The organism is Lysobacter gummosus (genome assembly GCF_001442805.1).
Lineage (GTDB): Bacteria > Pseudomonadota > Gammaproteobacteria > Xanthomonadales > Xanthomonadaceae > Lysobacter > Lysobacter gummosus.
Genome location: NZ_CP011131.1, coordinates 1,930,709 through 1,945,345, shown reverse-complemented (window position 1 = coordinate 1,945,345; position 14,637 = coordinate 1,930,709). Strand labels below are relative to the sequence as shown.

Below are 14,637 nucleotides of genomic sequence, written 5' to 3'. Positions count from 1 at the left end.
AGCATCGACGGACTCGGGCCCTGCCCGCTCCCGGAGTTCCGCATGACCAAGGCGTCCGACCTGTTCGTCGCCGCGCTCGAAGCCGAAGGCGTGCAATACGTCTTCGGCATTCCCGGCGAGGAAAACCTCGACCTGCTCGAATCGATGCGCACCTCCACGATCAAGCTGGTGCTCACCCGCCACGAACAGGCCGCCGGTTTCATGGCCGCGACCTACGGCCGGCTGACCGGCAAGGCCGGCGTCTGCCTGTCCACGCTGGGACCGGGCGCGACCAATCTGGTCACCGCCGCGGCCTACGCCCAACTCGGCGCGATGCCGATGCTGATGATCACCGGGCAGAAGCCGATCAAGACCAGCAAGCAGGGCCATTTCCAGATCGTCGATGTGGTCGACACGATGCGGCCGCTGACCAAATACACGCGCCAGATCGTCGCCGCCGACAGCATCCCGGCGCGGGTGCGCGAAGCCTTCCGCCGCGCCGAGGAAGAACGTCCCGGCGCCGTGCATCTGGAACTGCCGCAGGACATCGCCGCCGATCCGACTCAGGCGCGGCTGATTCCGGCCTCGTTCTCGCGCCGGCCGGTGGCCGAGGACAAGGCCATCGAACGCGCTGCCGAGGCCATCGCCAACGCCCGCCATCCCCTGCTGATGATCGGCGCCGGCGCCAACCGCAAGACCACCTCCAAGACCCTGGACGAATTCGTCGCCAAGCTCGGCATCCCCTACTTCACCACCCAGATGGGCAAGGGCGTGCTCGACGAGCAAGGCCCGCTGTGGCTGGGCAATGCGGCCTTGTCCGATCACGACTTCGTCCATCGCGCCATCGATTCGGCCGACTGCATCGTCAACATCGGCCACGATGTGATCGAGAAACCGCCGTTCTTCATGCGCGAAGGCCGGCGCACGGTGATCCACGTCAACTACGCCAGCGCCGAGGTCGATGCGGTGTATTTCCCGCAGATCGAAGTCGTCGGCGACATCGCCCATTCGGTCTGGCGTTTGCAGGAAGCCCTGCAGCCGCAGGCGCACTGGGACTTCGCCTTCTTCGACCGCGTGCGCGCCGCGCTGCTGGAACAACTGCGCGACCGCGCCGACGACGATCGCTTTCCGCTCGCGCCGCAGCGTCTGGTCGCCGACGTGCGCGCGGCGCTGTCGCCGCGCGACGTGGTCTGCCTCGACAACGGCCTGTACAAGCTGTGGTTCGCGCGCAATTACCGCTGCCGCGAGCCGAACACGCTGCTGCTCGACAACGCGCTGGCGACGATGGGCGCCGGCCTGCCCTCGGCGATCGCCGCGCGCATCGTCTGCCCGGACCGCAAGGTCGTCGCGGTGTGCGGCGACGGCGGCTTCATGATGAATTCGCAGGAGCTGGAAACCGCGGTGCGCCTGGGCCTGGACCTGGTCGTGCTGGTATTGCGCGACGACGCCTACGGCATGATCAAGTGGAAGCAGGCGCACGAGCGCTACCCGAGTTTCGGCATGGACCTGGGCAATCCGGATTTCGTCGCCTACGCCCGCAGCTACGGCGCGCGCGGGCATCGGCCCGAGTCCAGCGATGCGTTCCTGCCGTTGCTGCGTCAGGCATTGGATACGCCGGGCGTGGATGTGATCGAAGTGCCGATCGATTACAACGACGACGACCGGATTCTCAACGAAGATATTCCCAGGCTCGCTTCGGCGGTGCAGTAACGCGGCTGGCCGCGTTCGACCCGACACCGGAAGCTACGAATCTCTCCGACTTCGCTCATTCCTCAAGGAGCAGCCAATGGCCAAGCCCAACAAGAAAAAACCCGCCAAGGGTCTGAAGTCCAGCTACCCCTACTACCTCGCCAACCGCCCGGTCGCGGCCAATACCCAGCTGGAAGTGCTGGACAAATACAGCGGCAAGCGCGCCACCCGCGTGGCGATGGCCGATGCGGTCGCGGTGCGCAAGGCCATCGTCGCCGCGCACAAGGCGCGCGAGGCCATGGCGCGGTTCACCCCCGACCGCCGCCGCGACGTGCTCGAACACTGCGTGCGCCGTTTCACCGAGCGCTTCGAGGAACTCGCGCTGGCCCTGTGCATCGAAGCGGGCAAGCCGATCAAGGACGCGCGCGGCGAAGTCACCCGCCTGATCGACACCTTCCGCATCGCCGCCGGCGAAGCCACTCGCGGCGACGGCCAGATCATCGAGTTGCAGATCTCCGAGCGCACCCGCGGCTATCGCGGCATGGTCAAGCGCGTGCCGATCGGGCCGTGCAGCTTCATCACCCCGTTCAATTTCCCGCTGAACCTGGTCGCGCACAAAGTCGCGCCGGCGATCGCGGCCGGCTGTCCGTTCGTGCTCAAGCCGGCGATCAAGACGCCGGTCGGCGCGTTGATCATCGGCGAGGTGCTGGCCGAAACCGATCTGCCCGAAGGCGCATTCTCGGTGTTGTGCTGCTCGAACGAAGACGCCTCGCTGCTGGTCGAGGATGAACGCATCAAGCTGCTGAGCTTCACCGGCGGCCTGATCGGCTGGGATCTGAAGGCGCGCGCCGGCAAGAAGAAGGTCACGCTCGAACTCGGCGGCAACGCCGCCTGCATCATCGACGCCGATCCGGGCGCGAGCCTGGATCACGTGGTCGAGCGGCTGGTGTTCGGCGCCTACTACCAAAGCGGCCAAAGCTGCATCAGCGTGCAGCGCATCTACGCTCACGCCGACATCTACGACAAACTGCGCAAGAAGCTCAAGGCCGCGATCGGCGCGCTGCGCATGGGCGATCCGCGCGATGACAAGACCTTTATCGGCCCGGTGGTCGATGAGGACGCGGCCAAGCGCATCCAGTCGTGGATCGACGCAGCGGTCAAGGGCGGCGCCAAGCGCATCAATGCAGGTCCGCGCGCCGGCAACATGATTCCCGCGACCTTGCTGGAGAAAGTGCCGCACGATGCCGATCTGTACCGCAAGGAAGCCTTCGGCCCGGTCGCGGTGATCGAGCCGTTCGACGATTTCGACAGCGTCCTCGATGAGGTCAACGACAGCGACTTCGGCTTGCAGGCCGGCGTGTTCACCGGGCGACTGGATCATGCGATGCGCGCATGGGACCGGCTCGACGTCGGCGGCGTGATCGTCGGCGACGTGCCGAGCTTCCGCGTGGACAACATGCCTTACGGCGGGGTCAAGGATTCCGGCCAGGGCCGCGAGGGGGTGCGGTATGCGATCGAGGATATGAGTGAGCAGCGGTTGTTGGTGATACGAGACCCAACCGAAGCGAAGTAACCCCGGACTTCTCCGAAGCCGCGCTCTACCAATCCTCAGCCGTATCAGCCCCTCTCCCGCTTTGCGGGAGAGGGGCTGGGGTGAGGGCCAGCCAGCCGCGCCGCGCCCTCATCGCTCCCCAGCCTTCACGGGGCAGGCTCTCCGGGCACCTTCTCCCGCAAGCGGGAGAAGGGAACAGTCCTCCCCTTCCGAAAAATTTTTCACAAGTTCAACCCCATCCACGTCACCGGCCCGTTCGCCTTCCCAGGTCCACACACCAGGGAAGCCGCCATGCAAGCCTCAACCTCGCGCCGTTCGCCGTCCGCCCGCCACTCCATGCACCTGCTCAGCGCCGCCCTGCTGGCCGCGCTGGCCCTCAGCGCCTGCCAGGCGCCGGGCGACGTGAATTCCTCCACGAGCAAGAACGAACAGGTCGGCAAGGTCCGCGGCGCGCAGGCCGCGCAAGCCGATGCGCCGCACGACAAACTCCAGGCCGCCGACGCGGCGGCGGCAACCAGCGCGGGCTACACCGCCCCCGCCCCCGCCGAGCCGGTCAAGTCCATGCCCGCCCAGCCCCTCGTCGAATACGAAGCCAAGTCGGTCGGCAACCTCGCTCCCGCCGGCCGCACGCAAGCGCAGGTGGACCGGGTGATGGTGACCGGTTCGCGCGTTCGCGAGGACAGCCGGCTCATGAAGCGCATGGCCGCCGCGCCGATGCCCGTCGCATCGCCGGCGATGATCGCGCCGCCGCCTCCGCCGCCCTATTACTCGCAGCCGGCCAACACGGAGAAATACGCCGAACGCGAGGACAACCCGGTGGTGCGCGCCAGCGAACAGCCGCTGTCCACCTTCTCCATCGACGTCGATACCGGCAGCTACGCCAACGTGCGGCGCATGCTCAACGACGGTCAGCGCCCGCCCGCCGACGCGGTGCGCGCGGAAGAATTCATCAACTACTTCGACTACGGCCACGCCGCGCCGAAGTCGCTCGCCACGCCGTTCAAGGTGTCCACCGAACTGGCGCCGGCGCCGTGGAACGCGCAGCGCCAGTTGCTGATGATCGGCATCAAGGGCTATGACGTTCCCAAGCAGACGCTGCCGCCGGTCAATCTGGTGTTCCTGATCGACACCTCCGGCTCGATGGAATCGCCGGACAAACTGCCGCTGCTCAAGAGCGCGTTTTCGATGCTGACCAAGCAGCTGCGCGCGCAGGATCGCATCTCGATCGTGGTCTACGCCGGTGCCGCCGGCCTGGTGCTGCCGCCCACGCCCGGCGATCGCCAGCAGGAGATTCTCGACGCGCTGGGCCGCCTGCAGGCCGGCGGCAGCACCAACGGCGGCGACGGCATCCGCCTGGCCTATGCGACGGCAAAGCAGGCTTTCATCAAGGATGGCGTCAACCGCGTGATCCTGGCCACCGACGGCGATTTCAACGTCGGCACCGTCGATAACAACGCGCTGGAGACGATGGTCGCCGACCAGCGCAAGAGCGGCATCGCCCTGACCACGCTGGGCTTCGGCACCGGCAACTACAACGATCAGCTGTCGGAGAAACTGGCCGATGTCGGCGACGGCAACCATGCCTACATCGACACCTTGCAAGAAGCGCGCAAAGTGCTGGTCGAGGAAATGGGCTCGACCCTGTTGACCATCGCCCGCGACGTCAAGATCCAGATCGAATTCAATCCGGCGCAGGTCGCCGAGTACCGCTTGATCGGTTACGAAAACCGTTTGCTCAAGCGCGAGGATTTCGCCAACGACAAGGTCGATGCCGGCGATATCGGCGCGGGGCATGAGGTCACCGCGTTGTACGAGATCACCCCGGTCGGCTCCAAGGCCACGCGCCTGCCGGCGTTGCGCTATACCGAAACGGCTACGGCCGCGGGCGGCAAGGACGGCGAAATCGCCAACCTCAAGCTGCGCTACAAGCGTCCGGGCGAAGATCGCAGCCAGCTGATCGAAACGCCGGTACTGCGTTCGGGCCAGCGCGCGGTCGCCAGCGATCCGATGCGCATGGCCGCATCTGTCGCCGCTTTCGCCGATGCCTTGCGCGACGGCAGCCAGTACGACGGCTGGGGTTGGGATCAGATTCTGGCCAGCGCGCGCAGCGTGCGGCTCGACGACCGTTGGGGCCAGCGCGCCGAGTTCGTGCGATTGGTGGAGCGGGCCAAGTCGCAGATCGGCGAGTTGAAGCCGGCTAACGGCGTGGCGGTCAGCGACTGACAGCGCCCCAGTGCTCTTCCCCCCTTTGAAAAAAGGGGGGCCAGGGGGGATTCGCTTTTGCTCCTGAGCGAATGCAGACACACCGAAAAGCAAATCCCCCGGCGCTTCAACAACCACATAGCAACCGCATCAACGCCGGGCGCCAGCCCCCTTTTTCAAAGGGGGCGAATTGACTCGCCAGGTCGAGGTGGACTCGCAGGGGCTCGCTGAAGCAACCGCAACACGATCCCGCATCACGAAGTTCTAAGCGTCGCCGGTACCGGTATGTTCGACGAAGTCAGGCTCGCCGAATCCGGTGCCGGCGGCACCCTTCAGCGCCGCTGGATCGCGCGATTCGATCCGCACGCCAATGTCCTGCGCGCTCGCGTCGACAACCTCGGCCGCGGCGACATTCGAAGCGACACCATCCGCGCCGATCACATCCGCGACGCCCTCGGGAATCCGCACTTCGCCGCTGACCAGCTCGGCCGGACGTCCGAACAGATAGCCCTGACCGTAGGTGCAGCCCAGCTCGCGCAGGATCAGCCGCTGCGCCTGGGTCTCCACGCCTTCGCCGATGGTGTGGATGCCCAAGGTCCCGGCCAACGCCTGGATCGCGCGCACCACCGCGATGCTCTCCGGACGCGATTCGCCCACCAACCCGGCGACGAAACTCTGATCGATCTTCAAACACTCGATCGGGAACCGATGCAAATACGACAAAGCGGAGAATCCCGTGCCGAAATCGTCCAGCTGCGCCAGTACGCCGTGATTGCGCAAGGTGCGCAGGATCCGCAGCGCGCGCGGCACGTCGTCGAGCAACGCGACCTCGGTGATCTCGATGCGCAGCCGGCGCGGGTCGGCGCCGGCTTCTTCGATCATGCGCAGCAACCGGTCGGCGAAATCGCCGGAACGGAAATGCCGTGGCGATACGTTGACCGAAATATAGCCCTGGCCGCCGCGCGCCAGTTCGGCGATCACCCGGCCGTAGAGAATCCAGTCGGCTTCCTCGATCAGGCCGCTGTCCTCGCCCAGGCCGATGAACTCACGCGGCAACAGCAGCCCGCGTTTCTCGTGGCGCCAGCGCAGCAGTGCTTCGTGGCCGATCACCAGTTGATCGTCGAGGCGCACGATCGGCTGGTAATAGGCGATGAAGGCATCGCTGTTGATGGCGCGGCGCAGGTCGGCTTCCAGGTCCAGGATGCGCAAGGCCTGCTCGCGCATTTCTTCGTCGAACACGGCGAAGCGGCCGCGGCCGGCGCCCTTGGCGCGGTACATCGCCGCGTCGGCGTCGCGCAGCAGCTCGGTGCCGTTGGCGTAGCGCGGATGCCACATGGCGATGCCGACGCTGGCGGAGGGAAACACTTCGCGCCCGGCCACCCAGCACGGCTCGCCGAGCGCGCGCAGCACGCGCTGGGCCAGGTCTTCGGCGACCATCAGGCCGTCGATGTTCTCGATCAGGATCGCGAATTCGTCGCCGCCCAGGCGCGCGACCATGTCGGCGCTGCGCACGGTGCCGACGATGCGGCGGCTGCTTTCGATCAGCAGTTCGTCGCCGGCCGAATGGCCGACGCTGTCGTTGACCAGCTTAAACCGGTCCAGGTCCAGGAACAGCACCGCGAACGCGCGGTTCTCGCGCTTGGCGCGGGCGATGGCGTGGTCCAGCCGATCGGCCAGCTGGCCGCGATTGGGCAGGCCGGTCAGCGCGTCGTGCAGGGCCTGATGGGTGAGCTTGAGTTCGGCGCGCACGCGCTCGCCGATCTGCGCGACCAGCTCGGCATTGGTGTGGGCCAGCTCGCGCGTGCGCGTGGCCACGCGCTGTTCGAGTTCGCCGTGGGCGGTGACCAGCCGGTCCTGCGCCTGCTTGCGCGCCAGGCCGATGCTGATGTGATGGGCGACGAAGGTCAGCAGTTCCTGGTCGCGGGCGTTGAAGCTGATCGCGCGCGAGTAGCTCTGGATCGCGATCACGCCCACCACCGCGTCGTCGCGGTACAGCGGCACGCCGAGCCAGCAGTGCGCCGCCGAGCCGTGGCTGCGCACTTCGCCGCGGCTGTTGAGCTCGGCGATGCGGTGGCGATCGGCCAGCAGCGGCTTGCCCTGGCGGATCACGTATTCGGTCAGGCCGTCGGCGAGCCGGCGGGTTTCGCGGATCACGTCGCGTTCGTCGATCGAATACGGAAACTGCAGGCGCTCGCCGTCGTCGGACAGCAGTGCGATATAGAAGTTGCGCGCGTACAACAGCTCGCTGACCACGTCGTGGACCTGGGAATAGAAGCGTTCCAGGGTGTCGGAGGTGATGGTCAGCTCGGCGATGCGGAACAGCGCGCGCTGCAGGCGCTCGGAGCGCTGGCGTTCGATGATCTCGGCCTGCAGGTCGCGATTGCTCAGCTGCAGCGCGTAGGTGCGCTCGGCGACGCGGCGTTCGAGTTCCTCGCGGGCGCGGAAGCGGTCCAGCGCGGTGAGGATGTGCTGGGCGACGAAGGACAGCAACGCGCGGTCTTCGTCGCCGTAGCTGCCGGCGGTGTCGTAGTTCTGCACCACGATCGCGCCGCACACGCGTTCGTCGCGGCGCATCGGCACGCCGAGCCAATCGGCGCTGTCGGGACCGTGGCGCTCGTCGTTGGGCACGTTCAGGCGTTCGCGCAGATCCGCCGAGCTGCCCTGCAGCGATTCGCCGTGGCGCAGCAGCGCCAGGGTCAGGCTGGTCGGCATGTCTTCGCCGCGGATCGACTGCAGCGGATTGGCGACGTAGGGATCGTGACGGTCGGCGAAATACAGGAAACGCATCGTGTCGGCGACGTCGTCGTAGAGCACGATGTAGAAATTCTCCGCGTACATCAGGCCGCAGACCACGCCGTGGATGCGGCTGAGCAGATCGGGCATCTCCAGGCCGGAGCCGGCCAGATCGGCGATGCCGTACAGCGCCTGCTGCAGGCGCTCGGACTTCTCCAGCGCCTCGGCGCGGGCGTGGGCGCGGCCGGCGGCCAGGTCGGCGGCGACGATGCGCCGCGCCATCGCCAGCCAGGCCGCGCGCAGCGGCGTGGTCAGCACTTGCGGCATCTGCGCGACGATGCTGGCGCGGCTGCGGTCTTCCAGCCACCACGCCGCCTCGATGCGGTCGGCGTAGCGGTCGTCGGAGGCGCCGACCGCGGGCGGGTCGCGCTCCAGCAGGCGGCGCGCGGCATCGCGCAGGGGCGCCTTGGTGCCGGGCGTGAACGAATCCGATACCCGGCCGTGGGCCGCACGCCAGCACACCACCACCTGCGAGCCGGCCGGCAGGGCCTCCTGCAGGGCGCACGCCAGGGCTTCGCCCGCGGACGATTCGCTCACCGCTGCCGCTTGCATCGCATCTGTCCGCACCGGATCGCCGCCTTCCATACAGGGCGCAGGATAACGCGAGCTTTACATGTTCGGCAGATCGCAACCCCGCCGCCGGTCCCGATCCGTTGTTCCAGACATGCTACTGGCCCTGCCCACATCGCTATACGACGCCCCGCCGACGCGCAAGCGCTTCCCGTCCGCGCCGACTCGCCGTACCCTGCCGCGAATGAATTCCGGTGCCGACGCGAGCGACGACGTGCTGATGCTGGCCTGGACGGCCGGCGACGCGGCGGCGTTCGAGTTGCTGTACGCGCGCCATCGCGGCCCCCTGTACCGGTTCTTGCTGCGGCAGATCCGCGATTCGGCGCTGGCCGACGAGTTCTTCCAGGATGTCTGGCAGCGCGTGATCGGCGCGCGCCACGGCTGGAAACCCGACGCGCAGTTCAGCACCTGGCTGTTCCGGATCGCCCACAACCGCCTCAACGACCATTGGCGCGGCCTCAAGCATCGCCCGCCGACGCCGGAAGACGGCGACGAACGCGCCGCGCGCGTGCCCGACCCGACCACGCCCGAGCGCGAACTGTCCGAATTCGAACAGCGCCGCCGCCTGCAGTGCGCGATCGAGGAATTGCCCGAGGAGCAGCGCGAAGTGGTGCTGCTGCGACTGGAACAGGAATTGAGTCTGGAGGAGATCGGCGCCATTACGGGGGCGGGCCGGGAAACGGTGAAGTCCAGGCTGCGATACGCGATGGACAAGCTTCGCGCGAGGTTGACCGAATGAACCGCCGTCCCGACGCACCCGATCCCCTGTCGCCGGAAGAACGCGATCTGGCCGACCGCCTGCTGCGGCTGGGCCCGAACGATGGTCCCTCTTCGGCGCTGGACGCGAAGATTCTCGCCGCCGCGCACGCCGCGGTGGCGCAGACGCCGCGTGCGCGCGAGCGCAAAACCCGCTGGCCGGCGTGGATCGGCGTGGCCGCTTCGCTGTCGTTGGCGGTCGGTATTGCCTGGCAATTGCGGCCGATGGACAAGGCCGCCGAAGCCATGCGCGAGGATCAGGTCGCCGTCACGACCAGCGCCGCCGACAGTTCCGCGGCGGCCGCCGATGCCGAAGATGCCGCCGCCAGCGCGCAGATGGCGGAAACCGCCGTCCTCCCGCCCCAGCCGGCACCGGCCGAACTCGCGCCACCGCCGAGCCGGATCGCGCCGCCTCCGCCGCCGCAGTTCGCCAAACGCAGCAATGCCGCCAGCGACGCCGCCCCGGCAGCGAGCGCGAAGCGCGCCGCCGAGCAACCGCGCGAGCAGGGTTATTTGCAGACGCAGCAGCGCAACGACGCCGCCTACCCGGCGAAGGTCATGGCCGCGCCGCCTCCGCCGCCGGCGCCGGTGCCGAATTTCGATCCGGCCCCGATCGCCGAGCCCGCACCGTTCCCCGCCGATGCCGCGCCCGCCGCCGCATCCGCGCCTGCGGCGCCCGCGCTCGCCCGCGACGCGGCCAAGCCCGGCAGCGAGGCCAAGATGCGTCGCGCCGCGCCGGCAGCGGTCAGCGGGCTCAGCGCCGCCGAAGCCGAAGCCCCCGCGGGCGCGCAGCCGGCGCAGCGGACCAAGTCGGAGGCCTCCAAGGCCGTCGCGGAAGAAACCAGATCAGTGCCGCCGCAGCCCGTCCGCGAGGACAGCGCGCTCGACCGCGTCATGGTCACCGGCTCGCGCATCTCCGGCAATGTCGAAGACGACAGCAAGCTGCCCGCGGCGCAATGGCTGGATCGCATCCGCGAATACCGCGACAGCGGCGAGCTCGAACGCGCCCGCGAAAGCCTGCGCCAGTTCCGCCGCAGCCATCCGCACAGCCGGGTTCCGCGCGACCTGCGGCCGCTGCTCAAATGAGCGCGGCCGCCGAGCATCGCCGAACCGCCCCGCCCCTGCCGCGCCCGCAGCCGGTGGGTTGAGGTCGCCGCGATGAGCGCGACCACGCTGGCCGAGCGCGCCCGCCACCAGATCGAGATCAAGCACAGCCGCTTCCTGGCCCTGGCCGCGCCGGTGGCTTCGCCCGAGGCCGCGCTGGCCTTCGTCCAGGAGGTCGCCGACCCGGACGCCACCCACAACTGCTGGGCCTACCGGATCGGCGCGCTCTATCGCTTCAACGACGACGGCGAACCCTCCGGCACCGCCGGCCGGCCGATCCTGGCCGCCATCGACGGCCAGGGCTGCGATCAGGTGGTGACCGTGGTCACGCGCTGGTACGGCGGGATCAAGCTCGGCGCCGGCGGCCTGGTCCGCGCCTACGGCGGCGCCGCGGCCGAATGCCTGCGCCGCGCCGCGCGCCGGGAATTGATCGTCTACGGCGAACTCGACCTGGCCTACGCCTTCGAGGACATCGGCGCCGTGCACGCGGCCTTGAACGCGTTCGGCGCGGAAAAAGCCGAGGAACGCTTCGACGCCGACGGCGCGCATGTGCGGATTCGCCTGCCGGCGTCGCAGTTGTCCGCCTTGAAAGACCAGTTGCGCGACGCCACTCGTAATCGCGTGCGCCTGAATTCTCCCGGCGAACCGCCCTCCCCTCGATAGACTGCGATCCATGACCGATGCCAGCGCCGGCCCGAAGGCCGCCCCCCGACGCGACAAGGCCCCGATCGGCAGCCTGAGCACCCTTTGGCCGTTCGTGCGCAAACACAAAGGCCTGTTCGTCGCCTGGCTGTTCGCGCTGGCCGCCTCCAGCGCCGCCACGCTGAGCTTTCCGGCCGCGTTCAAGACCATGATCGACCAGGGCTTCGCCCAGAGCACCTCCGGCGGCGGCAGCGGCGCGATCGACCGCGCCTTCCTGATCCTGTTCCTGGTCGCCATCGGCCTGGCCTTCGCCACCGCCGCGCGCTTCTATCTGGTGTCGGTGCTCGGCGAAAAAGTCGTTGCCGATCTGCGCGAGCAGTTGTACCGGCATCTGGTCGGGCTCGACGCCGGCTTCCACGACCGCAACCGCAGCGGCGAACTGGTCTCGCGCCTGACCGCCGACGCCGAGCTGCTGCGCAGCGTGGTCGGTTCCAGCATGTCGGTGGCGCTGCGCAGTTCAGTCACGGTGATCGGCAGCCTGGCGATGATGTTCGTGACCAATCCGCGACTGGCCGCGTTCTCGTTGATCGGCATTCCCCTGGCGGTGCTGCCGATCGTGGCCGGCGGCCGCAAGCTGCAGCGCATCTCGCGCGCCAGCCAGGACCGCGTCGCCGACGCCAACACCCTGGCCAGCGAAACCCTGGGCGCGGTGCGCACGGTCCAGGCGCATGCGCGCGAGCCCTACGAACAAGGCCGTTTCAGCCATTCGCTGCGAGTCGCGGTGAAGGCCGCGCGCCAGCGCATCACCGCCCAGGCCTGGGTTACCGCGATCGCCATCACCCTGGTGTTCGGCGCGATCATCATGGTGCTGTGGTCGGGCGCGCACGACGTCATCGCCGGCCGCCTGACCGCCGGCACGCTGGCGCAGTTCGTGCTGTACGCGCTGATCGGCGGCGGCTCGGTCGGCGCATTGGCCGAGGTCTGGAACGATCTGCAGCGCGCGGCCGGCGGCATGGGCCGGATCAGCGAACTGCTCAACGAAGAAAGCGCGGTGCAGGCGCCGCAGCATCCGCAGCCGCTGCCGCAGCCGCTGCGCGGCGAGATCGTGTTCGATCATGTCGGCTTCCACTATCCGCAGCGCCCCGACCTGCCGGCGCTGCAGGATTTCAGCCTGCGCGTGAATCCCGGCGAGACCGTGGCCCTGGTCGGCCCGTCCGGCGCCGGCAAGAGCACGGTGTTCTCCGTGCTGCTGCGCTTCCACGACCCGCAGCACGGCGCGGTGCGCGTGGACGGCGTGGACGTGCGCGACGCCGATCCGGGCGCGCTGCGCGAGCGCATCGCGCTGGTGCCGCAGCAGCCGACCATCTTCGCCACCACCGCGCGCGACAACGTGCGTTACGGCCGCCTGGACGCCAGCGACGAGGAAGTCGACGACGCCGTGCGCGCCGCCTACGCCACCGACTTCATCGAGGCGCTGCCCGAAGGCCTGTCCACCGAACTGGGCGAACGCGGCGCGCGCCTGTCCGGCGGCCAGCAGCAGCGCATCGTGATCGCCCGCGCCCTGCTCAAGGACGCGCCGATCCTGCTGCTCGACGAAGCCACCAGCGCGCTCGACGCGCAGAGCGAACGCGCCGTGCAGCAGGCGCTGGAAGCGCTGATGCACGGCCGCACGACGCTGGTGATCGCCCATCGCCTGGCGACCGTGCTCAAGGCCGACCGCATCGTGGTCATGGATCGCGGCCGCATCGTCGCCGAAGGCACGCATGCGCAGTTGCTGGCGCAGGGCGGGCTGTATGCAGAGTTGGCGAAGCTGCAGTTCCTCGACTGAGCGCAGCCGGCCAATCCGCCTGCCAGCGTTGCCGGCGCGGGCCACCGCCGCACCTTGGGACCTGCGACTTGCTCGCCGTCAGCAGCATTGGCGCGACGTCCTCGCCAAGGCACCGGCCGTTCGTCGCGTTGGCGCCGCCACGCGCCGACAACCGGCCGCCGCGCGACGGGCAATAAAAACGCCCCGCGCAAGGCGGGGCGTCGCGAAGCGCTCTGGCTGAAAATGCGCAGCCGGAGGAACGGCTAGATCATTGGGTCAGAAGAGTCAGGCCGTACTTGCTCAGGATCGGGTTCAAGGGCTGGAACCAGGTCTTGCGGGTGCTTTCCGCCACCACGCAATTGTCGTCGGCCCCGAACGGCACCAGGCCGGTGGAAGTCACGCCCTGGGCCTGGCCGTCGGCGGTGAGCCACGCTCCGCCCGAATCGCCCCGACCGGTGCACACGTTGGTTTCGGTCATTCCGGTGTACCGGTCGAAGCCGACCCTCACGCTGACGTTCTTGGCGCGGATGGTGCCGCACTTGTAGCCGGTGGTACGGCCCGAACGGCACAGCGCCGCGCCGACCGGCGCTTCGACGCTGCCCTTCACCGACAGCAAGCCGTCGGCGTAGTCCTTGACCTGACCGAGCAGGGTGTGTTCGGGGTTGACAGTCACCCACGCCATGTCGGTACCCGGATGGTTCACCGCGGTGAACGTACCCAACGGCACCAGGGCCTCGACGTCGCCGGTGAGCACCACCCGGCCGACCTGGCCGCAGTGGCCGGCGGTGACGAAGCCCTTGGTCTCGCCCTTGGTCACCGAGAACCCGACCGAGCACGGGTAGTACCCCTCGGTTACCTCCCACAGGTACTGATCGCCGCCGATCACGTTGGCCAGAAGCTGCGGCGTGCCTTCGTCGGTCTCAAAGCGCACGGCGCCGGCATCGGCACCGCTGAGCGCGACGAAATCCACGCCGTCCTCGGTCGCGCCCGGGGCGAGGCTGACCACGACCGAGTTGGTGACCGGATCGATGCGCCAGGAATGCACGCCGCCCAGCGGCTTGCTGACGCCGGCCACGCGCGAACGCACCTGCGATTCCAGCGCCGCGAACGCATTCTCGAGTTGGCCCAGGCTATGGCGCACGCTGCGCACTTCCACGCCGCCGAGGCTGCGCGCGGCCTTGCCGGTGCCCGAGGTCGCGACCACGAAGCCGAAGCTGCCGTCGGCTTTGCGCTCGATCCAGCTGCCGGCGAAGTTCGAACCCAGCGCGCGCTTGGCCGATGCGCCCTGCCGCAGCGAGAGGCTCTGAGTCTTCAGGTATTGCGGCAGTTGCTTGGCGGAGATACCCAGGTCGCGCTGCATCGCCAGTTGCAGGCGCGGATCGATCGAATCGGCCGCGAACGCAGCGCCGGACACGAGCGAAGCGGCCGACGCCAGAGCGAGGAACAATGAGCGCCGGCAGGCGCGGCGAGCGGATTGAGATAAGGACATGAAACCCCCTGTTGCGATTGGCAATGGATGGATCGGCCAGCCGGACTGGCCCGT

General features: G+C 68.5%; 9 protein-coding genes. 7 read left to right on the top strand and 2 right to left on the bottom strand.

Annotation, left to right across the window (positions count from 1 at the left end):
- Positions 1-42 precede the first annotated feature (42 nt).
- The 3 genes from LG3211_RS08100 (at position 43) to LG3211_RS08090 (ending at position 5,443) form a co-directional block, all read left to right on the top strand.
- Positions 43-1,689, top strand: coding sequence for an acetolactate synthase large subunit (locus tag LG3211_RS08100; protein ID WP_057942386.1), 1,647 nt, complete (start codon positions 43-45; stop codon positions 1,687-1,689).
- A gap of 76 nt (positions 1,690-1,765) precedes the next feature.
- Positions 1,766-3,241, top strand: a complete 1,476-nt coding sequence (locus LG3211_RS08095) for an aldehyde dehydrogenase family protein (protein ID WP_057942385.1) — start codon at positions 1,766-1,768, stop codon at positions 3,239-3,241.
- A gap of 270 nt (positions 3,242-3,511) precedes the next feature.
- Positions 3,512-5,443: a vWA domain-containing protein gene (locus LG3211_RS08090; protein ID WP_237049852.1), complete on the top strand. Its 1,932-nt coding sequence runs from the start codon at positions 3,512-3,514 to the stop codon at positions 5,441-5,443.
- 243 nt (positions 5,444-5,686) lie between these two features.
- On the opposite strand, the gene LG3211_RS08085 is transcribed toward LG3211_RS08090, so the two are convergent.
- A complete protein-coding gene (locus tag LG3211_RS08085) occupies positions 5,687-8,767 on the bottom strand; it encodes an EAL domain-containing protein (protein ID WP_083512865.1) in 3,081 nt (1,026 codons plus the stop codon).
- Between the two features lie 202 nt (positions 8,768-8,969).
- Between LG3211_RS08085 and LG3211_RS08080 the strand changes: the two genes are divergently transcribed.
- The 4 genes from LG3211_RS08080 to LG3211_RS08065 all read left to right on the top strand — a co-directional run bounded on the left by LG3211_RS08080 (position 8,970) and on the right by LG3211_RS08065 (position 13,115).
- Positions 8,970-9,524 carry an RNA polymerase sigma factor gene (locus LG3211_RS08080; protein WP_057942384.1) on the top strand — a complete coding sequence of 185 codons (555 nt, stop codon included), beginning with the start codon at positions 8,970-8,972 and terminating at the stop codon, positions 9,522-9,524.
- Entirely contained in the window at positions 9,521-10,627 is a 1,107-nt protein-coding gene (locus tag LG3211_RS08075; RefSeq protein ID WP_057942383.1) for a hypothetical protein, read from the top strand. The genes LG3211_RS08080 and LG3211_RS08075 overlap by 4 nt, the downstream gene beginning before the upstream one ends.
- Before the next feature lie 72 nt (positions 10,628-10,699).
- Entirely contained in the window at positions 10,700-11,308 is a 609-nt protein-coding gene (locus LG3211_RS08070; protein WP_057942382.1) for an IMPACT family protein, read from the top strand.
- Positions 11,309-11,318: 10 nt separating this feature from the next.
- Positions 11,319-13,115 (top strand): ABC transporter transmembrane domain-containing protein, encoded by a 1,797-nt coding sequence (locus LG3211_RS08065; RefSeq protein WP_057942381.1) that lies wholly within the window; start codon positions 11,319-11,321, stop codon positions 13,113-13,115.
- Between the two features lie 247 nt (positions 13,116-13,362).
- Here LG3211_RS08065 and LG3211_RS08060 read toward each other — a convergent pair whose 3' ends face one another.
- On the bottom strand, positions 13,363-14,583 hold the full coding sequence (locus LG3211_RS08060) for a S1 family peptidase (RefSeq protein ID WP_083512386.1): 1,221 nt from the start codon (positions 14,581-14,583) through the stop codon (positions 13,363-13,365).
- Positions 14,584-14,637: the final 54 nt, after the last annotated feature.

Excerpts from the sequence above, each read along its gene's own strand:
- LG3211_RS08065 (WP_057942381.1), top strand. The coding sequence starts at position 11,319 with ATGACCGATGCCAGCGCCGGCCCGAAGGCCGCCCCCCGACGCGACAAG.
- LG3211_RS08085 (WP_083512865.1), bottom strand. The coding sequence starts at position 8,767 with ATGCAAGCGGCAGCGGTGAGCGAATCGTCCGCGGGCGAAGCCCTGGCG.
- LG3211_RS08100 (WP_057942386.1), top strand. The coding sequence starts at position 43 with ATGACCAAGGCGTCCGACCTGTTCGTCGCCGCGCTCGAAGCCGAAGGC.
- LG3211_RS08070 (WP_057942382.1), top strand. The coding sequence starts at position 10,700 with ATGAGCGCGACCACGCTGGCCGAGCGCGCCCGCCACCAGATCGAGATC.
- LG3211_RS08095 (WP_057942385.1), top strand. The coding sequence starts at position 1,766 with ATGGCCAAGCCCAACAAGAAAAAACCCGCCAAGGGTCTGAAGTCCAGC.
- LG3211_RS08080 (WP_057942384.1), top strand. The coding sequence starts at position 8,970 with ATGAATTCCGGTGCCGACGCGAGCGACGACGTGCTGATGCTGGCCTGG.
- LG3211_RS08060 (WP_083512386.1), bottom strand. The coding sequence starts at position 14,583 with ATGTCCTTATCTCAATCCGCTCGCCGCGCCTGCCGGCGCTCATTGTTC.
- LG3211_RS08075 (WP_057942383.1), top strand. The coding sequence starts at position 9,521 with ATGAACCGCCGTCCCGACGCACCCGATCCCCTGTCGCCGGAAGAACGC.
- LG3211_RS08090 (WP_237049852.1), top strand. The coding sequence starts at position 3,512 with ATGCAAGCCTCAACCTCGCGCCGTTCGCCGTCCGCCCGCCACTCCATG.